Origin of the sequence: Paenibacillus cisolokensis, from assembly GCF_050481165.1 — a bacterium.
In the GTDB taxonomy this organism is placed as follows: domain Bacteria; phylum Bacillota; class Bacilli; order Paenibacillales; family Paenibacillaceae; genus Paenibacillus_AH; species Paenibacillus_AH cisolokensis.
In genome coordinates this window covers 23,887-45,298 of the sequence record NZ_JBCNFP010000040.1, presented here as the reverse complement: position 1 = coordinate 45,298, position 21,412 = coordinate 23,887, and the positions used below count along the sequence as shown (strand labels likewise).

At 58.6% G+C, this 21,412-nt stretch carries 15 protein-coding genes; 14 read left to right on the top strand and 1 reads right to left on the bottom strand.

What is annotated here, in order from left to right; translation table 11 throughout:
- Nucleotides 1–8: 8 nt before the first annotated feature.
- From ABEV74_RS07500 to ABEV74_RS07475, 6 genes are all read left to right on the top strand, one after another.
- Nucleotides 9–875 (top strand): carbohydrate ABC transporter permease, encoded by an 867-nt coding sequence (locus ABEV74_RS07500; protein ID WP_430144788.1) that lies wholly within the window; start codon nt 9–11, stop codon nt 873–875.
- 46 nt (nt 876–921) lie between these two features.
- Entirely contained in the window at nt 922–1,470 is a 549-nt protein-coding gene (locus ABEV74_RS07495) for an extracellular solute-binding protein (protein ID WP_430144786.1), read from the top strand.
- On the top strand, nt 1,380–2,435 hold the full coding sequence (locus tag ABEV74_RS07490; protein ID WP_430144808.1) for an extracellular solute-binding protein: 1,056 nt from the start codon (nt 1,380–1,382) through the stop codon (nt 2,433–2,435). The genes ABEV74_RS07495 and ABEV74_RS07490 overlap by 91 nt, the downstream gene beginning before the upstream one ends.
- Before the next feature lie 267 nt (nt 2,436–2,702).
- Nucleotides 2,703–6,566, top strand: a complete 3,864-nt coding sequence (locus tag ABEV74_RS07485; protein ID WP_430144784.1) for an Ig-like domain-containing protein — start codon at nt 2,703–2,705, stop codon at nt 6,564–6,566.
- A 165-nt stretch (nt 6,567–6,731) separates the two neighbouring features.
- Entirely contained in the window at nt 6,732–7,820 is a 1,089-nt protein-coding gene (locus ABEV74_RS07480) for a cation diffusion facilitator family transporter (protein WP_430144782.1), read from the top strand.
- 183 nt (nt 7,821–8,003) lie between these two features.
- Nucleotides 8,004–9,230, top strand: a complete 1,227-nt coding sequence (locus ABEV74_RS07475) for a sn-glycerol-1-phosphate dehydrogenase (RefSeq protein WP_430144780.1) — start codon at nt 8,004–8,006, stop codon at nt 9,228–9,230.
- Nucleotides 9,231–9,248: 18 nt separating this feature from the next.
- Here ABEV74_RS07475 and ABEV74_RS07470 read toward each other — a convergent pair whose 3' ends face one another.
- Nucleotides 9,249–10,097, bottom strand: a complete 849-nt coding sequence (locus ABEV74_RS07470; RefSeq protein WP_430144778.1) for an AraC family transcriptional regulator — start codon at nt 10,095–10,097, stop codon at nt 9,249–9,251.
- Nucleotides 10,098–10,295: 198 nt separating this feature from the next.
- Here ABEV74_RS07470 and ABEV74_RS07465 point away from each other — a divergent pair, with 198 nt between their 5' ends.
- The 8 genes from ABEV74_RS07465 to ABEV74_RS07430 all read left to right on the top strand — a co-directional run bounded on the left by ABEV74_RS07465 (nt 10,296) and on the right by ABEV74_RS07430 (nt 21,348).
- Nucleotides 10,296–11,222 (top strand): phytanoyl-CoA dioxygenase family protein, encoded by a 927-nt coding sequence (locus ABEV74_RS07465; RefSeq protein WP_430144775.1) that lies wholly within the window; start codon nt 10,296–10,298, stop codon nt 11,220–11,222.
- A 59-nt stretch (nt 11,223–11,281) separates the two neighbouring features.
- Nucleotides 11,282–12,166: an AraC family transcriptional regulator gene (locus ABEV74_RS07460; RefSeq protein WP_062494565.1), complete on the top strand. Its 885-nt coding sequence runs from the start codon at nt 11,282–11,284 to the stop codon at nt 12,164–12,166.
- A 139-nt stretch (nt 12,167–12,305) separates the two neighbouring features.
- Entirely contained in the window at nt 12,306–13,811 is a 1,506-nt protein-coding gene (gene melA, locus ABEV74_RS07455) for an alpha-glucosidase/alpha-galactosidase (RefSeq protein ID WP_430144773.1), read from the top strand.
- Between the two features lie 155 nt (nt 13,812–13,966).
- Nucleotides 13,967–14,746: a helix-turn-helix domain-containing protein gene (locus ABEV74_RS07450; protein WP_062494561.1), complete on the top strand. Its 780-nt coding sequence runs from the start codon at nt 13,967–13,969 to the stop codon at nt 14,744–14,746.
- Between the two features lie 179 nt (nt 14,747–14,925).
- Entirely contained in the window at nt 14,926–15,810 is an 885-nt protein-coding gene (locus tag ABEV74_RS07445; RefSeq protein ID WP_430144770.1) for a phytanoyl-CoA dioxygenase family protein, read from the top strand.
- A gap of 305 nt (nt 15,811–16,115) precedes the next feature.
- Complete coding sequence (locus tag ABEV74_RS07440) at nt 16,116–17,918, top strand: sensor histidine kinase (RefSeq protein ID WP_430144806.1); 1,803 nt, start codon at nt 16,116–16,118, stop codon at nt 17,916–17,918.
- Entirely contained in the window at nt 17,915–19,543 is a 1,629-nt protein-coding gene (locus tag ABEV74_RS07435; RefSeq protein WP_430144767.1) for a response regulator, read from the top strand. Before ABEV74_RS07440 ends, ABEV74_RS07435 begins: the two co-directional genes overlap by 4 nt.
- An 89-nt stretch (nt 19,544–19,632) precedes the next feature.
- Nucleotides 19,633–21,348 (top strand): extracellular solute-binding protein, encoded by a 1,716-nt coding sequence (locus ABEV74_RS07430; protein WP_430144764.1) that lies wholly within the window; start codon nt 19,633–19,635, stop codon nt 21,346–21,348.
- The last annotated feature ends 64 nt before the right edge of the window (nt 21,349–21,412 follow it).

Sequence of the window (21,412 nt, the reverse complement as noted above, 5' to 3'; positions counted from 1 at the left end):
ATGCGCAGATGAGACCAAGAGGCGCTGCCAGTCTGGTGTTCGATACGGCCAACTATATCTTTCTCGCTCTTCTCGGCTTTCTCACCTTGTATCCGTTCTGGGATACGCTGATCGTGTCGATTATTCCGATGGGCGAATATTTGAAGTCGAGCGTTCATCTGTGGCCTGAAACCGTTACGTTCGAAGCTTACGCCTATTTGCTGTCCATGGGAGAGCTGTGGAAGTCGTACTCGGTCACGATTACGATAACCGCTGTCGGTACGCTTATCAATATGATTTTGACGATACTGGCCGCATATGCGCTGTCGAAAACCGAACTGAAGGGCCACCGGGTCATCATGTTTCTCATTTTGTTTACGATGCTGTTCAGCGGCGGCATCATCCCCACTTACATCATCATTAAAAATTTGGGCCTGATGAATTCGCTGTGGGCGCTCATGATCCCGAACGCTCTGAATACGTACAACCTGATCGTGATGAGAAGTTTTTTCGGCTCCATTCCCGCCGGTCTGGAAGATTCGGCCAAAATAGACGGGTGCAACGAACTGGGGGTGCTGTTCCGGATCGTGATCCCGCTGTCCATGCCCGGGATTGCGACGATCGCCCTGTTTTATGCCGTCGCCCACTGGAATGAGTTTTTTCACGCCGTATTCTATATCACCGACAAAAATTTGTGGCCGTTGCAGTTGTTTCTCAGAGGCATGCTGTTTGAAAATGAATCGGCTTATTCAGGCGGCGGGGACAGTCCTTTTCTGCTGGGTCCGGCCATTAAGATGGCCACGGTCATGATCGCGACGATCCCTGTCATGCTCGTCTATCCGTTCTTTCAAAAATATTTCGCCAAGGGCGCATTGCTCGGGGCTGTGAAAGAATGACAGCGGAGCGGCTTAAGGCCTAAACTTTTCGGGAGGCGATAATGAGATGAAAAAGTCGGTGTGGTGGATGATGGTTGCGGCGGCGATTTTGCTGGCGTCATGCTCGGGCAAAGGGGGCGGGATTTCGGGCGGGAACGAGGAGGGCATCGTCGAACTGACTTATTTGACGACAGGCGACCAGGCGGCCAAACCGCTGCAGCCGGGCGACCGGATTATTGCGGAAATCAACAATCGGCTCGGCATCCGATTGAACGTGCAGATCGTTCCGGAAGGAGCGGTGGACAAAATCAACGCGGCGTTTGCATCCGGCGATTTGCCCGACGTCGTGACGACGAAGTTTCCGGCCGAATCCGTCTCCCAATGGATCAGCGAAGGCATCATGATCCCGATTGATGATTATCTGGATGCGATGCCCACGGTGAAGCAAAAGCTGGAAAACGGACTGCAGTGGACGGCGATAGACGGCAAATATTACGGGTATCCGTTCATTAGTCAAACCGACAAATCCAATTATACGATCAATTCAGAGCGGATTGGCTGGAGAAGCTGGGCATTGAGCCTCCGACGACGCTGGACGAATTTTACGAAGCCTTGAAGGCGGTAACGACGCAGGACCCCGACGGCAACGGCAAGGACGATACATACGGATTTTCGACGAACAAACCGAATCCCGGAGAGACGTTCAATGCATTTCAATTCGTCTTCTTCGCGTACGGCTTGCCGTATGCCGACTGGGCGCTGGACGAGCAGGGCAAGGTCATTCCGATTTTCGAACATCCCGCCTTCCGGCAAGGGATGGCGTACTTGCGGAAATTGATGGAGGAGAAGCTGATCGAACCGGAGTTTATGGTGAACGACCGGCCGATGAAAGAACAGAAATTTTTCCAGGGGAAAATCGGATTTATGGAAGGGCCGCTTTTCAGACATGTGAGCAGAATCGAGGGCGGACTGCAGAAAGTGAACCCGGAAGGGAAATTGGGCTGGACGGCGCCGCCGGCCGGACCGGACGGCAAGCGGGGCATGCCGGTCAAGCCGAAAGGCGGACTGCTGACATCGATTACGAGCGCTTCGAAGCATCCCGAAAAAGCTGCCGAGCTGATCGAGTTTCTGCTCTCGAAGGAAGGCCGCGATCTGCTGCAGCTAGGTATCGAGGGCATTCACTACACCGGAGAAGGCGATCAAATCGTGTACAACGAGGCGGAGCGGGAAAAGGACGGATTCGCCGCCAACGGCTGGGCCCATCCGCTGGCTTGGGGAAACGTCACCTGGCCGATCGACGAAAATTATTTGCCGCTGATCGAGCCTCAGCGGGAGCGGGCGCAGCAATCCGTGCAGCTCGCTTCCCAATATATTATGCCGAATCTCGTCAACAAGAAGACCGAAGCGGAAATTCGGTACAGCTCCGTATTGAACGACATTTACAATCAATATTTCCTGGATATGCTGAGCGGGAAAAAAGATATCGATACGGGGATCGAAGAGCTGTCGCGCAAATGGCGGGAGCAAGGCGGAGACGAAATATTGAAGGAAGTGAGCGAAGCCTATGAAAGCGGGCAATAACGAGCAACGACAAGGCTGCCGGTCCAAGTGTGCCGGCAGCCTTGTCGTTTGCGCATTAAGACTAGCCAATGGAGCGGACGCACGCTATAATGGTTTTGTACATCTTAGAAACAGGTATGATACATGTTTATGTTTTTTCATTTCGTTCGGGGAGGTGACGGCAGGCACCCGCTCGTTTTCAAAGGTTTTGTAAAGCTGTGGCGAGCGCATCGAGAATCGACTCATGTTTCCGTTGCATCATCTATTCCATAACGGGAGGGAAGAATTGTGAGCTTATCGTTTCGACGTTCGCTTTGCATTGTGATCTGCTTTGTACTGACGGCCACCGTTCAACCGGCCGTATCGTCCGGGACCGCCTCGGCCGAGCTGCCGGGGGCGGACTTTACGATGCCGGACACGACGGTATACCGGTTCGGCAGCGTTCCCCCGGGCGAGCCTGCGGTTACGCTTGTCGGCGATCCGGACGCGGCTCCGCGGGTGACGAATGCCGCCAGCGGCGTCAAAATCGCATCGACGTTGACGGAGAATGCGCGAACCTTCGAATTTCACGTCCCCCGCGCAGGCACGTATATGCTCAAGCTCGGCGGCATGACCGCTACCGACGGCGGCACCGCCGAAGTGAGCGTCGACGGGGTGGCGGCCGGGCGGTACGGTTTTTACAGCGTGACGGGGCAATATCCGCGTCCCGATCAATATATCGGGCAGCTGCCCCTCGACGAAGGCGTCCATACGTTAACGCTGACGGTGAAACACGCGGGCAATGCCGCCGGCAACGGAACGGGGACGTCGATGTATCCGGCCCGGCTGACGCTGACCGATCTGGATGCGGTAACGAACAGCAAGCAGCGCCGGACGTTCTTTACCGACGAGAAGCTGGCTGCGGCCCGGCAGAACGTGCAGCAATACGATTGGGCGGCTGACATGCGGGACAGCGTGCTGGCCAAGGCGGACGAGTATGTCGCCCTCGGCTACGAAGGGCTGTGGCGCCTCGTGCCGACCCAGGCGATTCCGCGCAGCTACAATACGAACCAGCTGACCGGCAACTTCAGCCCGGTTTCCGGCGATCTGAAGAGCTACGGCAACTATCCGTGGCAGGCCGATCCGCTGAACGAGCCGTGGAAAATCGTTGATCCCGCCAGCGGCTACAAGTTCCCGACGAACGATTTTGCCGCCTATTACGAGAGCGGACTCGATGCGCACGGCAATTTCGATCCGGCGCTGGCCGACCGCAGCCTGCTGGTCAACACGCTGTATCCGGAGAAAGGTCCGACCTGGGGTGTGGACGACGGATACGGCTGGGTCGACCCGGAAACGAACAGGCGGTACACGTTCGTCGCCTATTACGCCCACTGGTTTTCCTGGTATGGCGGGACGGCCGTCATTTATTCGGCGCTGAACAGTCTGCAGAACGCTTATATTTATACCGGTGACGAGAAGTACGCCAAAGCGGGGGCCGTCTTGCTCGACCGCATTGCAGACGTCTATCCGTCGATGGATGTCGCCGAATTCAGCAACGCGATATACGTCAATTCCCACGGCGGAACGGGCGACGGCAAAATCGTCGGTTCGATATGGGAAACCTCGCTCGTCAAAATGTTTATTACCGCTTACGATGCCTTCTTTACCGCCTTCGACGATCCCGAGGTCATCGCGTTTTTGCAGGACAAAGGACAGCAATACGGCTTGCCGCTCAAGCAGAGCGGCGCCGGGATCCGCCGCAACATCGAAGACGGCATATTGCGGCAGGTCGCGCCGGGCATGTACTGGGACCAGATTCGCGGCAATAACGGGTTCCACCAGAGCGCCGTCGCGATGGCGGCCGTCGTCCACGATACGCTGCCGGAAACGAAATATTGGCTCGATTTCGTCTTTCAGCCGGGCTCGTTCGTGAACACGATTCCGCGCCGGGTCACCGGGGGGAATGTGCTGTTCAGCCTCGTGAACGACATCGACCGCGACGGTCACGGCAACGAGGCGGCGCCGGGCTACAACCGGCTCTGGATTGGCAGCTATCTGTCGGTGGCGGACGCGCTGGACGGCTATGACAAATACCCGGCAGCCGACCTGTACCGGAATGTGAAGTTCCGCAAAATGTTCCAGGCGATGTACCCGCTCATCATGCTCGGCAAATATACGCCTTCGATCGGGGACAGCGGAACGACCGGCCAGCCCGGCATGATGGTCGACAAAGCCCAGTCGATCAAAGCGTTCGAGAAGTTCGGAGATCCCGTCTTCGCGCAGCTTGCCTATATCCTCAACGGCAATACGGCGGAGGGCATCCATTCGGACGTGTACACCGCCGATCCGGACAAGGTCGCCCGCGATATCGAAGCGGTAATCGCGGAATACGGGCCGCTCGATCTGGACAGCGCCAATTTGACCGGTTACGGGCTCGCCGCGCTTCGGGACGGCGCAGCGGACGGCGGCTCGGATACGAGACGCGCCTTGTGGATGTATTACGGCCGCACCAGCGGCCACGGCCACCGCGACGCGCTCAATCTCGGCCTGTACGGCTTCGGTCTCGATCTGATGCCGGATCTCGGCTATCCCGAGCAAGCGAACGCCACCGACGTCAACCGCTTCGAATGGGTGCAAAATACGATCAGCCACAATACGGTCATAGTCGACAGGCAGAAGCAGTCGGCAGCGTGGGACGGCAAGCCGCTCCACTATGACGACGGCGGGATGGTGAAGCTGATCGACGTCGAAGCGCCCGGCGCTTACCCGCAGACGGAACGGTACAGGCGGACGTCGGCGCTTGTCAAGGCCGACGGCGAACATTCGTATGCGGTCGATTTCTTCCGCGTCAAAGGCGGCAGCGAGCATCACTTCAGCTTTCACGCGGCCGAAGGGGCCGTCACGACCGAAGGGCTCGATCTGACCGCGCAGCCGACGGGCACCTATGCCGGCCCCGATGTGCCGTTCGGGCAGCGCCCGGCGGACGACAGCGTCACCGGAAGCGGCTATACGGGACCGGGATTCCACTGGTTGAAAAACGTGCAGCGCGACGATCAGCCGGACGGCGCGTTCAGCGTCGATTACGATATCGTCGACACGTGGAACGCGACGCCGGGCGACGACGACGTGCACGTGCGCCTGACGATGCTCGGCGACGCCGACGAAGTCGCCCTCGCGGACGGCGTGCCCCCGCAGAACAAGCCCGGCAATCCGGAAAGCGTCAAGTACGTCATCGTGCGCCGCAGCGGCGACCAATTGGACAGCACGTTCACCTCGGTCATCGAGCCGTATAAAGACGCTCGTTTCGTCAGCGGCATCGAGGAAGCGGCCGTGACGACCGCGGAAGGCGCCCCCGTATCGGACGAAGACGGGGTGCGGGCGGTCAAGGTGCGGCTTGCGAACGGACGCGCCGACTATATCGTCAGCTCGCTCAATCCGGAAGCCGCATATGTGATCGACGGCAAAATCCGCTTCCAGGGCTCGTTCGGCGTCTATGCCGAGAAAGACGAAATACCCGCGTTCACTTATATTCACGACGGCGCATTCATCGGCAAGGAAGGCACGCCGTACGCCAGCGCCGGCACGGCCCGGCTGCAAGGAACGGTCGCCGATTTCACCCGGGAGCTTTCGGTCGACAACAAACTCCAGGTTCAGCTCGATTTGCAAGGCACGGACCCGAACGAGCTTGTCGGTCGGTTCGTCTATGTCCAAAACGACGGGGTGCGCAACGCGGCTTACGAGATCCGGGGCGTCGCACCGCTTGACGGCGGCCGGTACGAACTGGATCTCGGGGACTTGACGCTCATTCGGTCATACGCCAGCGCGACGGATCTGAACGAGGGCTTCGTCTACGACGTCGCCGCAGGCCAGCCGATCGTCATCCCGCTTTCCCGCGAGCAGCTCTATTTGGCGGACACGGCTATCATTTCCTCCAAGACGGTATTGCGCAAAAATGAAACCGTCCATCTGCAGGCGACAGGGACTTACGCGGACGGCAGCGACGCCGATTTGACCGGCGTCAAGATCAAGTGGAAAAGCGATCGTCCGAATATCGCCAACGTCGACGGCAAAGGCCGGCTGAAGGCGCATAACATAGGGACGGCGGTCATTTCCGCGACGGTCGAGGCGGGCGGCGTGTCCCGCACCTCGTCATTATCGATTGCGGTGGAATAAGTCCGCACAACGCCAATAGGGCGGCTCCATCCGCCTGCCCCGGTTTGCGCCGGGGCGGGCTTTTATGGTCGTTGCGGCACTTGACAAAAATACCGGATCAAGGAATAATTAATATATGAATAGTTGTTCATATATTAATATTCAATTCGAAAGGGGCGATCAACGATGCACGGAAGGGATCGTCATCTCCATACGCACGAAGGCAAGCATGCGCCGCATCAACATGCGCACAACGGCAAGCGCGCGCCGCATCTACATGCGCACGACAGTAAGCACGCGCCGCATCACCATGCGCATGACGGTAAGCGCGCGCCGCATCAGCAACACACGCCGCACCGCCATGGCCACGGCCATCACGATCATCACGATCATCACAGCCTTGCAAGGGCGGGGAACAAGAAGGGCCTGACGATCGCGCTGGCCATCACGTCCGTCATCATGCTGCTGGAATTCGTCGGCGGGCTCGTGACGAACAGCCTGGCACTGCTGTCGGACAGCGGACATATGCTGAGCGACGCCGGCTCGCTGGCGCTCAGTCTCGCAGCGATCGGAATGGCGGCCAAAGCCGCGTCGCCGGGCAAGACGTTCGGCTACCACCGGTTCGAAATATTGGCCGCGCTCTTGAACGGCGCGACGCTGTTTCTCGTCGCAGGCTTCATCATGTGGGAGGCATACGGCAGGTTGTTCGATCCGCCCGCGGTGGCAAGCGGCTCGATGGTGCTCGTCGCCGCCATCGGGCTTATGGCCAATCTGGCCAGCGCGTGGTTTCTGATGCGCCAAGGCGACGTCAAGGACAATCTGAACGTGAAAAGCGCCTATCTTCATGTGCTCGGCGACGCGCTCGGCTCGGTCGGGGCGATAGCGGCCGGATTGCTGATGTATGCGTTCGGATGGTATATCGCGGACCCGATCATATCGGCGGCGGTGTCGCTGCTGATCTTGAAGAGCGCTTGGGGGATGATGTCCCGTACCGTTCACGTCCTGATGGAAGGAGCGCCGGACTCGGCAGATCCCGAAGCCGTAAAGCGCGAGCTCGAACGGATCGACGGGGTTCAAGACGTCCACGACCTTCATATCTGGACGATTACGTCGGGGCTTGATTCGTTAACCTGCCATATGCGCATCGGGGAAGAAACGGACGGCCAGCGCGTGCTGCAGCAGGCGCTTGCGCTCGTGGAAGAGCGATTCGGCATCCGCCACTGCGCGATTCAGGTCGAAAGCACCGATATCTGTCATGCGGAGACGAATATTTAACGGCACATCCCATACGGTCGGCTATCGAATAACGGCGCTTCAATCCCCGGTTGTCGTTTCCGTTCCTTTCATCTATGATGAAGTAGAAAATGGACATAAAGGAATGCATTGGTTTAGCGTCGAAGCGAAAGAGACCGTTTTGAAAAAAAGAGAAGAAAGCTTGGGATGGAGGGGATCGGCAATATGGAACACCTGGTGCAAACCGTGATGGAAGCCGCGGCTCGCTGCAGCTGCGGGCGGCACGAGCCGGTCGTCATGAAGCCGATCGTCGTGGAAGCCGGGGCATTGCAGAAAATCGCGCCGTACCTTAAGGCCGAAGGATACCGGGACATCGTGCTTGTGGCCGACAGTCAGACATTCGAAGCGGCCGGACGCACGGTTGCAGAACGGCTGGAAGCGGCCGGCATCCGATGCCGCAACGTCCTTGTCCGGCCCGACGAACAAGGGGATGTCGTCGCCGACGAACGGTCCATCGTGCAGGTCTTGCTGGACGTGTCGCCCGAATCGACCGATCTGCTGATCGCAGCCGGCTCCGGCACCCTGCACGATATCGTCCGCTTCGTCGCGTACCATATGAACAAGCCGTTTCTGTCGGTGCCGACGGCGCCGTCGGTGGACGGTTTCACGTCGAAGGGCGCGCCGGTCATCGTCCGGGGCCGCAAAGTGACCGTTCCGGCGTCCGCCCCTGTGGCCATATTCGCCGATCTGACGGTGCTGGCGTCCGCGCCGCAGCCGATGGTCGCGGCCGGGTTCGGCGACATGCTCGGCAAGTACACGTCGCTGTTCGACTGGTCGTTCTCCGCCCGCATCGCGGGCGAGCCTTACTGCCCGGCGGCGGCGGAACTGACGGCCGGGGCGCTGCAAGCTTGCGTGGAGCATGCGGATGCGATTGCGCAGCGGACGGAGGAAGGCATTCGCACGCTGATGAATGCGCTCATTCAATCGGGGCTGGCGATGCTCATCTTCGGGCAGTCGCATCCGGCTTCGGGCGCGGAGCATCATCTGTCCCATTATTGGGAGATGGAATATTTGCGCCTGGGCCGCAAGCAACTGCTGCACGGCGCCAAAGTCGGCGTCGCCTGCGCGGAAATTTCCGGCCTGTACCATCGCATCGTGCGGGACAACCCGTTTGCGGCAGCGCTTCAGCGCAACGCCGACGAGCTGGGGAACGGAGACGGCGGCAAGCTGGCGGCGATCGGCGAACAGTGGGAGGCGATTCGCAAGCTGGCAGCGGATATTCCGCCGCCCGAACGTCTGCGCGAGCTGCTGCGCAAGGTCGGCGGACCGGCCGACCCGGCGCAGCTTGGCGTGGACGCCAGGCTGCTGGACGCCAGCCTGCGGGAAGCGCATCTTTTGCGCGACCGGTATACGATGCTGAAAGCGTACCATGAACTGGCGGCGCGGCCATAGCGTTCAGGCCGCGGCCGGTCAGGTGACCAGGGACGAGCAGAATTGGCTGATGCTCGTCCCCGTTTTATTTTTGAACATTCGCCCGAATGTATGAACGTCGCTGTACCCGACAAGCCGCGCGATTTCGCCGACGGACAGATTCGTCTGAACGGCCAGCTCCTTCGCTTTCTCGACCCGCACGAACGTCAAATATTCAAACGGCGTCATTCCGTAAATGTGCCGGAACTTCACGATCATGTAATTTCGGCTCAGTCCCGAAACCCGTTCAAGCTCCTCATGCCGGATATTCCGGCCGTAATGCCGGAGAATGTAGTTGCGGACGAGCACGATCTTCGCTTTCGTCTTCTCCTGCACCGGGGTTGCGTTCCGTCCCGAACGGGAGGCGTCAAGCTCGGCAATCGTCTGCAGCAGCAGTCCCTGGCACAGCATCCGGTTGTGGGCGCCTGGCTGATGGTAATGGGCGATCAGGCGCGACAGCCAGCCCTCGACGGGATGTCCCGCATAATTGCCGACGTATCCGCTGCTAAGGCCCAGCAACTCCGGAGAGATGCGCAAGGAGCCGAAATGAAAAAGGATCGAGATGCACAAATAAGGCTCTCCTTCTATCGTGCGGACGGCATGGGGGACATAGGGGGCATGGTATATAAGATCACCTTTTCTCGTCGTATAGCTTTTGCCGTCGACGACGTATTCCGCCGCGCCCTCTTTCACATATTGGAACTGGTGCATGGAGAGCGCCCGGGTGCGAATTTCCCATCCGGCCGGCGCGTTGAACAGATGGGCGAGCGTAATATACGGCGGGAACCCGCATTCTTCCGTCGTTTCGCCCGCTTCTTCGGAGCCGGGCAGGGGAAGACGGTCCGACATGCCTGTCACCCTCCTTCTTTATTTTTGCATACGCTTACAAATTAAAGGATAGCAAGTCGCCGCGTCAATCCGAAAAGTGATTTCGGCAACCGAATTGTTGGTTCATGCTAAATACATCGTGCTCGATAGCCCGTATACTGGATACGACAAGGCGGTACATTTGCGTTTTCGAATGCATTTTCGAAGGGAGAGAGGCTCATGACGGCGCGTCAGACGCATATGCTTGTCGCGGATGCCCGGCAGCAGGAGGTCATTACCGACGAACAGGCGCAATATTTTGTGGAGAACGGATTTCTGGTCATTCGAAATGTGCTGGCCGGCGAAGAGCTGAAGCTCGTGCAGGCGGACATGATGAAATTGTACGAGAAAGGGATGGCCGGCGTCGCGGACGATCCCGATTATATGTACGGCAAAGGCGGCAAGAGCGGCGGGCGCGTGTTGAGGCGGATCGAGTACGTCATCGACAAGAGCGATCCGATGAAGGCGCTGCTCGGACATCCGTTTATCCTTCGGTCGGTGGAGAAACTGCAGGGGCGCAACTTCATCCCGACCTGGGACTCGATGGTGCTGAAGGCGCCGGACGAAGGGATCGCGGTCGACTGGCATCGCGATGCGGCCGTGCCGGAAGGCTGCACCGACCCGCGTCCGATCTTCAACGTCGATTTTTATTTGGACGAAGCCGATCTCCGGACCTGTCTGTGGGTCATTCCCGGAAGCAACCGGTGGTCTGCGGACCGGGCGCGGGAGCGGTGCGCTAGACCCGGTTTTGATACGTCGGATGCAATTCCGGTGCCGATGAATCCGGGGGATGTCATTTTTCACAACATTGAAGTGCTGCACGGCTCGCCGGCGGGAGACGGCAATCCGTTGCGGCGAACGGTATATTGCGAGTTTCGTCCCGGTGAGATCGAGGCGGCGTTCGGACCGCACACGCTCGAATATTTGAGCTGCAAGCAGCAGGTGCTGCTCGCCTGCATCGAACGGCGCAAGCGGATGGCGTACAGCGCGGGGGAGAAACCGTACGAGTATCGCCCGGACGGCGCTTTCGCCATCGCAGAACCGAAGGAGCCGGCGACGTACCGGTATCCGCACGACCGGTATTGGCGGCGGCAGACGGGCGATTGAAGGATGCACGCCGCTCCGATAAGATGATAGCAACAAGTCGCAATCGGGGAGGATGGCCGATGAAGGCAGTAAGCCTGTACGATCCCGAATGGACGGACGGGGATTACCGGTTCCGAATCGACGCCTATTATTACAAGCAGTGGAACGGGTTCAAGATGCCGTTCCATTCGCATCCGACGGCGGAAATGATGTATGTCATATCCGGCCGCTGCACGGTGGAAACCGAGACGGAGAGCGGGACGGAGACGTTCCGGCTGCGCAAGGGCGATTTCATCCTGCTCGACGCGGAGGTTCGCCACCGGCTGCTCGTCGGCGACGATTCGCCGAGCCGGATGCTCAACGTGGAATTCGCGTTCGCGCCGCAGACCGGAGCGGTTCCGACGCTGCGGGCAGCGGCCGCTGCGGAACGGGCGCTCGGGGAGATGCTGGCCGGACGACGTCCGTATATCGTGCTTCGGGATACGAACGACGTGTACCATAATTTGAAAAGCCTCGTCCTGGAGCTTGACGAGACGGGGCGCGAGGACGGCTGGATGGTCCAGCTGCAGATGAGCGAGCTGCTCATTCGCGTGGCCAGGCTGGCCAGGCAGGCCGAGCATGACGGGAAATCGTACGATCCGTACGTTTCCCAAGCGATCCGCTTTATCCGCCAAAACTACGACCGCGACATTCAAATCCGGGATATTGCCGCCTTCGTCAGCTTGCATCCCGGATATTTGCAGCGCATTTTTCGGGAGCGGATGGGCAGGACGCTGACGGACTATTTGACGGAGCTGCGTATCGAGAAGGCGAAAATGCTGCTTAGCCGCACCGATCTGCCGGTGGCCGACATTCCGGAATATATCGGGATCAACAGCCGGGAATATTTCAGCGCGCTGTTCAAGAAGCGGGTCGGCCAGTCGCCGGCGGCGTTCCGGCAGTCCCGGGAAATGTTCGTGCGCTAGCAGGCGAGCGAAAAGTTCGGATTTCTTACGTGGCGGAACGGATAAAGTGACAATTTTGATGACGCTTCCAATCCTTGTGCTGCTACACTTCGGGTAGGGTACGAATCCGTACGATACAAGCGCAGGAGGCGATAAATGCATGTCTTTCAAGGTCGCGTTCATAGGGGCGGGAAGCATCGGTTTTACGCGGGGCCTGCTCCGGGATTTGCTGTCCGTTCCGGAATTCCGGAACATCCGCGTCGCGTTTACGGACATTAACGCGCATAATCTGGATATGGTGACCCAGCTGTGCCAGCGGGATATCCGGGAGAACGGGCTTGCCATCGAAATCGAGCCGACGCTCGACCGGCGCGAAGCGCTGCGGGACGCCAAATATATTTTTTGCGTCGTGCGCATCGGCGGACTTGAGGCGTTCCGCACCGATGTGGAAATCCCATTGAAATACGGCATCGACCAATGCGTCGGCGATACGCTGTGCGCCGGCGGCATTATGTACGGCCAGCGCGGCATCGCCGAAATGCTGAACATCTGCCGGGATATCCGCGAGGTGGCGGCGCCGGATTGCCTGCTGCTCAATTATGCGAATCCGATGGCGATGCTGACCTGGGCGTGCAACAAGTACGGCGGCGTCCGGACGGTCGGCCTCTGTCACGGCGTGCAGGGCGGCCATTGGCAAATCGCGGCGGCGCTAGGGCTGCCCAAGCAGGAGGTCGATATTATTTGCGCCGGTATCAACCACCAGACCTGGTATATCCAGGTGAAGCATAAAGGCGCGGATATGACCGGCAAGCTGCTGGAGGCGTTCGAAAACCATCCCGAATTCAGCAAAACGGAGAAGGTTCGCATCGATATGCTGCGCCGCTTCGGCTATTACAGCACGGAGTCGAACGGCCACTTGAGCGAGTACGTGCCATGGTACCGGAAGCGTCCGGAGGAAATCCGGGACTGGATCGATCTCGGCAGCTGGATCAACGGCGAAACCGGCGGTTATTTGCGCGTCTGCACCGAAGGGCGCAACTGGTTCGAAACGGATTTCCCGAACTGGATGAAAAGTCCGGCCATCGTCTACAAGCCGGAAAACCGCGGCGAAGAACACGGTTCGTACATTATCGAAGGCTTGGAAACCGGGCGGACGTATCGCGGACATTTCAACGTGGTGAACAACGGCATTATTTCCAATCTGCCGGACGATGCCGTCATCGAAGCGCCGGGCTATGTCGACCGCAACGGCATCAACATGCCGCATGTCGGCGATCTGCCGCTCGGCTGCGCGGCCGTCTGCAACGCCAGCATAGCGGTGCAGCGGCTGGCGGTGGAAGCGGCCGTTCGCGGCGACGACCGGCTGCTGCGCCAGGCGATGATGATGGACCCGCTGACCGGCGCGGTATGCAATCCGAAGGAAATATGGCAGATGGTCGACGAGATGCTCGTCGCCCAGGAGCAGTGGCTGCCGCAGTATAAGGACGCGATCGCGCAAGCGAAGGAGCGGCTTGCGTCGGGCAACCTCATCCCGACCCGCCAATACGAAGGCGCCGCAAGGCTGAAGGTGAAGACGATCGAGGAGATGCGTCTTGACCGTGAAGCGGCGTGCAGGAACGCCGGCGAATCGGACAAAGCGAAGGCGAGCGAACGCCGGGCGCAGTAGCGGGGATAAAGCCCGGCGGCGTAACGCTTGCCTGGCGCAAGAAAGGCAACTGCCAAGCCCCGGTTGAACCGGGGCTTGTATCTTCTTGCGTCCGGAGCGCGAAAAAGGCGGGAGGTGCGCAAGCTGACAAACGAAACGAGAGGAGGAAGAGGCGGATGCCTGTACGTGTCCATTCCGGTATAGCCGCCCATCCGGCAGGCTGGGAGATGGCGATGCACGAGCATGGCACGTTCGAAATGTCGGTCGTCCTGGAGGGAAGAGGCGTGTTTCAATGGGATGGCGAGGAAAGAGCGATCGGTCCCGGTCATGTCGTGCTGATTCCCGAACGGCTGCCCCATACTTACCGTTCGGAGACGGCCATTCGTTTCGGCGTGCTGGAGGTATCCGGGATGCCCCGTGAAACATCGCGGCTTGTCCGCCGGCTCGGATGCGGAGACCGCCCGGCGATCCGCCGGCTTCCGCCCGTTATGCTGGAGCAGTACGAAACGCTGTTCCGGCAGTGGCTGCGTACGATTTCCCGGCCGTTGATCGAGGAGGAGCGATTTCTCGCGACCTGGGTCGAGCTGCTTCTTCTCTTCATGCTTCAACAGCATCGGAACGGCGCGGACAACATGTCGGTAGCCGCTTCCGCCGATTATATCCGTTCCAATCTGGCAAGCGATCTTCCCATTGCCGCGCTGGCCCGCCAATGCGGCTTGTCGGAATCGGCCTATCGGGCGCTGTTCAAGGAGATGTTCGGCCTTGCGCCCAAGCCTTATCAGCAGCAATGCCGGCTGGAAGAAGCACGGTGGCTGCTGCGCGCCACCGACCGTTCGATCCAATCGATCGCGGCGCAAGTCGGCTTTGCGGGCGTCCATTCCTTCAGCGCCTGGTTCCAGAAGTTTGCCGGGATGGCCCCTTCCGATTGGCGGAGGAGGCAGCAGGGCAACGAGTAGCGGATTTTCGCGTCAAGCCGCAGGAACAGGACAACCCGGGCGGGCAACCTTTCTTCATGCCGGCATAAGCCGGGGCGTTTCGGTTAAAAGGCATAGCGATTTGAATAAAGACTTCGCCGCCGCTGTCCGGTACACTCGGATCAAGCAAGATCAAGTATGATCACCGGGAGGCGGAGCGAATGGCGAAAGTGAAGATCGGCGAAAGAGAATGGGATACGGACGGCCCGTACATGACGGAGCAGCGGGAGTCGAACGACATTTTGAACGATACGATAGCGCTGCGGGAAAGATTGAAAGAAGACGGGTATTTGTTCATCCGGGGATTTCACGAACGCGGCCATGTGCTCGCCGCCCGCGAGGCGTTCATCGGCAGGCTGGCGGAGCGGGGCAGACTTGCGCCCGGTACGCCGCCGGAGGAGGCGGTCATCGGGCCGGATAACAAGGGGACGTCGTTCCAGGGCAGCCACGATCAGCCGCAGCAGTTGCTCGATCTGGTCCATTCGCCGGGGACGTTCGCGTTCTTCGACCGGCTCCTGGGCGGTGAAACGATGACGTTCGATTACAAATGGGTGCGGGCGGTCGGACACGGCGACTTCACCGGAGCGCATTACGATATCGTTTATATGGGCCGGGGCACGAAAAATTTGTACACGATGTGGACGCCGCTCGGCGACATCCCGTATGAGATGGGCGGTCTCGCCATTCTGGCCGGTTCCGGCCATCTGAATCGGCTGCGCGAGACGTACGGTCAAATGGACGTCGATAAAGACAAGGTGACCGGGTGGTTCACCACCGATCCTCTGGAGCTGATCGAGACGTATGGAGGACGATGGGCGACAGCGGAATATCGGGCCGGAGATGCCGTCATATTCGGCATGTATACGATGCACGGCTCGCTCACCAATCAGACCAACCGCTTCCGTCTCAGCGTCGATACCCGATATCAGCTGCGGTCGGAGCCTGCGGACGAGCGCTGGGTCGGCAGCAATCCGAAAGGGCATTACGCCTGGACGAAAGGCAAGACGGTTACGATGGAAGAAGCCCGCAGGCAATGGGGCGTATGAGACTCCTGAACCGAAATGCATGGAACCAATCTTGCGAAACGCCGGAACGGTCAAACGGCTGTCCGGCTTATCGCCTCATGCTGGCTTGTCGCCAGACATGAGGCGATTTTTTTTACCACATTGCCAAAACTGCCGAAATGTTGCCATTGTGACGTTGTGCCGCCCGGGCGGCCATGTGACGATGAGAGGGGGAGGCCACACGCCGATGGCCGAAAAATGATAGCGCTTGCTTTTTCCGACGCATGCTCTTTACAATACGATTACGATCACGGCACTATTCGACAAATAAAGGTGGCGGCGGGATGATGCCGAGAATCAATTTGTTTACGAAAATGGTAACGCTCATCGTCGTCATGCTCGTACCGATCATGGCGCTTTATTACTATTCCAACAAGACAAGTACGCAAGTACTCGGAACGGAGCTGAACAAGTCGAACACGGAACAGCTGACCTTTTTCCAACATCAGGTGAACACGCAGATCGATCTTTTGACGCTGTGGCCGAATCTGCTCATGCACGATCCCGACATCTCCAGCTTCAAGGACGTATTTCTCGCCAGCGAGTATTTGAATCTCGATACGATTACGCTCGTCAAGCGAATCCAGACGAAACTGAGCATTCAGGAGAACTCGTCGAACTGGGACAGCGAGCTGTTCATCTATTCGCCCTCCTTAAACCGTGTCGTATCCGTCGCGGATGCCCGGCATTACGATACGTGGGAATTAAAGCGGAGGCTGAAGCCCGGCTGGCAAGTGAAGGAGCTGGAAGGAGAGACTGCGGGACGGTATCAGTTCTCCTGGTTCACGGTTTCGCCTTACGCGACCTACAAACGGCCGGAGGATGCCAATCTCATTATCGAGGTGCGATTCGACAGTACGAATATTGTCGATATGCTCGACCGGTTCAAAAGCGACGGACGGCGGGAGCCGGTTTACTATCGCCAGGGGATCGGCGCGATCTACAACCGGACGGCCGACCGCGATCTGGCCGACCGGATCATCGCGGAGCTGGAGCGCGGCGAGCTTCACGACATCGAGAGCCGGACGGTCGAGCTCGATGGCGAGAAATATCTTGTGAACGCGGTGAAGTCCCGCTCGACCGGCTGGCATCTGGTCGACTTCATGCCGCTCTCCGACATCGTACGCCCGATCCGCAAGTCGAACGAACTGTTCACCTTCTCCGTCGCCGGGCTGCTGCTTATGAGCTGTCTGGCCGCCTATTTGATGTACGCACAGGTGCAGGTGCCGTTGAAGCGGCTTGTCGTCGGCTTCCAGAAGCTGAAGAACGGCGACTATTCCGTTCGCATGGTGCCCAAGGGGCGCACCGAGTTCAGCTTCGTGTTCGACCGTTTCAATTCGATGGTGATGCAGATTCAGGAGCTGTTCCAGCATGTGTACTTGGAGAAGATCCATGTCCGGGAAGCTCGGCTGAAACAGCTGCAATCGCAGATCAATCCGCACTTCTTCTACAATTGCTTCTCCTTCATCTCCAGCATGGCGAAGCTGAACAACAACAAGGCTGTCGTGGAAATGTCGCAAAGGCTGGCCAAATATTACCGGTACACGACCCGGCAGGAGCGCGACCTGGTCAAGCTGTCGGAAGAGATCGGCTTCGTCACGAGCTATCTGGACATTCAGAACATGCGGATGCCGCGTCTGCGCTTCGAAGTGAATGTGCCGGAGCGTATGAAGAAGGCGGATATCCCGCCGCTTGTCATCCAGCCGCTCGTCGAGAACGCCGTGCTGCATGGCATAGAACCGCAAGCCGCCGCCGGTTTCATTCGGATTACGGGCCATTGCGGGGAAGACGGCATGCGAATCGTCGTGGAGGACAACGGCAAAGGGATGAGCGTGGAAGCGATGCTGGTATTGCAGTACAAGCTGTCGAAGCCGATGGACCGGGAGATGGGCTGCGGCGTCTGGAATGTCCATCAGCGGATGCAGCTTCGCTTCGGCGGACAGGCGGGACTTTCCTTCGCCGCCTCGCCGCTCGGCGGCTTGAAGGCGACGCTGTACTGGCCGTACGAAGCGAGAGAGGATGCGGCGACGAACGGCGAAACGAATTATCCGGCAAACGGTATGACGAACGTCGGGGAGGAGAAGAAATGATCGATATTATGCTGGTGGACGACGAAACCTACGTTACGGAAAGTCTGGCCAAGACGATTCCCTGGGCCGAGCTGGGCATTCGCCAAGTCATTCAGGCGTCTTCCGCTGCGGAAGCGCTGCTGCTGATGGAGCGGCAGCCGGTCGACATTCTGGTGACCGACATCCGCATGCCGGATATGAGCGGGCTGCAGCTGATCGAGAAGGTGGCGCAGCAGTGGCCTAACGTCCGCTGCATGCTGCTGACCGGCCACTCGGATTTCGAGTACGCGAAGAGGGCGATCCAGCTTCAAGCCTTCGATTATATTCTGAAACCGGTCGATGACGACGAATTCGTTGTCAGTCTGACGAATGCGATCGAATCGCTCAAGGACGAGTGGGAACAGGCAGAGAAGTTCAACAAGCTGGTCTATTACCGCAAAGCCGATATTGCCGTGCTGCGCTCAAGCCTGCTGCGCGACTTGCTGCTTGGCCGCCGTCTTTCCGCCAAGGCGTCTGGCGAAAAACTCGCCTTGTATGAGATTCCGCTGCGCATCGAGGATTCGGCGGTAATGATGCTCATTCAGCTTGGCCGCCGCTTCGCGGAGATGGATCATCATTCGATATCGTTGATGGAATATGCCGTCGGCAACATCGCCGAAGAGGTGTTCGGCGGGCAGTACGATGTATGGCATGGCAAGGCGCCGCACGATTGTCTCGTGCTGATCGCTTCGCTCAAGCCGGAAACGGAGAAGCGGCTCTTGCAGGAGCAGTCGTTCGAGAAGGCGCGCCGCGCGGAACTGGAGGAAGCGGTCAGACTGTTCAGGCGGCACGTCGAAAATTATTTGAAAGGCGACATTTCGCTTGTTATCACGGAATGGTTCACGTTCCCGGACGACGTCTCCGCCGCATATCGTGCCGGGCTCGGCGCCATCGGCACAACGGAGGGAGAGGGAACCGTCTTCCTGGAGGATGCGGCGCATGACCGGCGAACCGCCAGATCGCTCGATGCGCTCTACAAGCCGCCGACGCTCATTCATCTGCTCGAATCGAAGCAATGGGATGCGGCGGGACGGAAGATCGCGGAAGTATTCGACGAACTGGAGAAGAGCGGCGATTCGCGGGAGCATTTGTACGAAGTGTATTTTTCGGTAAGCAATGCCTTCATGTACGTCGTGCACAAGCAGGGACACTATATGCACCAGATCGATCATGCGGGACTTGATCTGCTGGCCGACCCGGGAATCGTGCTTTCCGTCGGCAAGCTGCGGGCATGGGCAGCCGGCATGCTGGAGAAGCTGAGGCGCGAACTGTCCGCAAGCGACAAGCATGCGCGCAGTTATATTGTGTCGAAAGTGCAGGAACTGGTGTCGAGGGACTTGGGCGGGGAGACCTCGGTGAAGACGATTGCCGATCGCGTCTATCTCCATCCCGTCTACTTGTCCAAAATATACAAGGCGGAAACGGGAGAGAGTCTGGGCGACTATATTATCCGGATGCGCATGGAACGCGCGCTTTATCTGCTCAAGCATACGAACAAAAAAATCTATGAAATTACCGCCGAGCTCGGCTACCAGAACCCGCAGTATTTCAGCAAAATGTTCAAAAAACATTACGGCCTTGCGCCCAACGAGTTCCGGGACCCGTAAATGATTATCAAAGGTGCAGAAATGTTCGATTTGTGTCCTATGATCACTAGGCCCCCCTTCCTATAATGAAATGGAAGCAACTAAACCTGATGAAAGGGGGAACACCCGTGAGTACGAAGAACAGAAAACGTTGGATAGCCGGACTTGCCCTTGCCGCAGCATTCGCGGCGGTCGTTGGCTGCTCCGGGAGCGGGAAGAGCGGCGAAGGCGAAACCCCGGCCGGCGCGGCCGGCGGTGAACCGGCCAAAGCAGACAACGAATACAAGGAGAAATACGATCCGCCGGTCACGATTTCTACCGTATGGGGCGTCGATCCGGCACTGACGTTCAAAAACAACGAGACGATCGAGAACAACGTGGCCACCAGATGGGCGCTTGACAAATTCGGAATCGAAATCAAGTCACTATGGTCGGTCACCGATACGAACGGCGCCTTTGCGACCAAATTGAGGCTCGCCATGTCTTCCGGCCAGGAAATGCCGGACATCGTCACGATCGGCGATGCGCTGCTGGCGCAGGACCTGATCGACTCGGGCATCTTCCAGGAGGTAGGGCCGCTGTTCGACAAGTACGCTTCCGAAACGTGGAAGCAGGCGATGGCGCTGGATGAGAATGTCTGGAATCCGTATACGCGGGACGGCAAAAGGATGGGCATTCCGGTGCTCGACTATGCTTACAACCACGATTATTTGCTCTGGATCCGCCAGGACTGGCTGGACGATTTGAAGCTGGAAGCCCCGAAGACGATCGAGGAGCTGGAGGCGGTCATGGAAGCGTTTAAGACGCGCAATCCGGACGGCTTGAAGCCGGGCGAGGTGATTCCGCTCAGCATCGGATTCAAGTCGTCGATGAATACATGGATGGGCGATCCGTCCTGGATCTTCGGCGCTTACGGCACAATCCCGCAGCAGTGGAACGTCGGCGCGGACGGCAAGCTGGAGTACGGATCAATCCATCCGGGCATGAAGCAAGGGCTGCAGAAGTTGAACGAATGGTACGACAAAGGCTACATTCCGAAGGAAGCGGCGCTGTGGGACGAGAACAAGACCTCCGAACCCGCCGTAGCCGGCAAAGCGGGCATCATTCCCGGACCTTACTGGATGAGCGGCTGGCCGTTGCTCGACACGGCCAAGAATGTCGAAGGCGCCGTATGGAAGCCGTATCCGATTCCATCCGGACCTGACGGCAAGGCGGGACGCCACGGCACACACTTCACGAACGGCGTCATTCTGATCAATAAAAACATGAAGCATCCGGAAGCGTTCTTCACCTATCAAAACTACTTGTTCGACAACTTCGCCAATCCGGAAAAGGGCAGCGAATACGATCTGGGGCTGTTCAAAGGCTACGATTACGATCTGGACGAAAACGGCAAACCGCTGCACCTCGACAACATTCCGGGCGGTTACGTCAATTCCATCCGTTATCTGCTCGTCCGCGACGGCGCGCGCATTCCGGACGCCCAGATGAAAGCACTGCTCAATCTGGCCGAAGGCAAAGAGCCGGAAACCCGTCTGGAGAAGGAAGTGAAGAACAACTACGGTCCGGAGACGCCGGCCGCCGCCAAGGTGCTGCTGGAGCAGGAAGACATCTCGATGAAGGATATGTTCACGGGACCGGCAACGAAGACGATGAAGACGAAGATGGACTATCTGAACAAGATTGAGAGTCAGACGTTCAATGAGATTATTTACGGCGAGCAGCCGCCCGAGGCGTTCGACAAATTCGTCGAAACGTGGAAAGCGTCGGGCGGAGAGCAAATCACGAATGAAGTGAACGAATGGTACGACAGCGTCAAGAAATAGGGGAAAAAGAGAAGGCGGCCGTGCGAAGGGCCGCCTTTGCCGGATTATTGGTCAACAGGAGGAC

Bases quoted from the DNA above. Each gene is read 5' to 3' on its own strand.
- ABEV74_RS07430 (WP_430144764.1), top strand. From the start codon at position 19,633: ATGAAAGGGGGAACACCCGTGAGTACGAAGAACAGAAAACGTTGGATA.
- ABEV74_RS07480 (WP_430144782.1), top strand. From the start codon at position 6,732: ATGCACGGAAGGGATCGTCATCTCCATACGCACGAAGGCAAGCATGCG.
- ABEV74_RS07450 (WP_062494561.1), top strand. From the start codon at position 13,967: ATGCCTGTACGTGTCCATTCCGGTATAGCCGCCCATCCGGCAGGCTGG.
- ABEV74_RS07475 (WP_430144780.1), top strand. From the start codon at position 8,004: ATGGAACACCTGGTGCAAACCGTGATGGAAGCCGCGGCTCGCTGCAGC.
- ABEV74_RS07440 (WP_430144806.1), top strand. From the start codon at position 16,116: ATGCCGAGAATCAATTTGTTTACGAAAATGGTAACGCTCATCGTCGTC.
- ABEV74_RS07460 (WP_062494565.1), top strand. From the start codon at position 11,282: ATGAAGGCAGTAAGCCTGTACGATCCCGAATGGACGGACGGGGATTAC.
- ABEV74_RS07465 (WP_430144775.1), top strand. From the start codon at position 10,296: ATGACGGCGCGTCAGACGCATATGCTTGTCGCGGATGCCCGGCAGCAG.
- ABEV74_RS07495 (WP_430144786.1), top strand. From the start codon at position 922: ATGAAAAAGTCGGTGTGGTGGATGATGGTTGCGGCGGCGATTTTGCTG.
- ABEV74_RS07435 (WP_430144767.1), top strand. From the start codon at position 17,915: ATGATCGATATTATGCTGGTGGACGACGAAACCTACGTTACGGAAAGT.
- melA (WP_430144773.1), top strand. From the start codon at position 12,306: ATGTCTTTCAAGGTCGCGTTCATAGGGGCGGGAAGCATCGGTTTTACG.
- ABEV74_RS07445 (WP_430144770.1), top strand. From the start codon at position 14,926: ATGGCGAAAGTGAAGATCGGCGAAAGAGAATGGGATACGGACGGCCCG.
- ABEV74_RS07470 (WP_430144778.1), bottom strand. From the start codon at position 10,097: ATGTCGGACCGTCTTCCCCTGCCCGGCTCCGAAGAAGCGGGCGAAACG.
- ABEV74_RS07500 (WP_430144788.1), top strand. From the start codon at position 9: ATGAGACCAAGAGGCGCTGCCAGTCTGGTGTTCGATACGGCCAACTAT.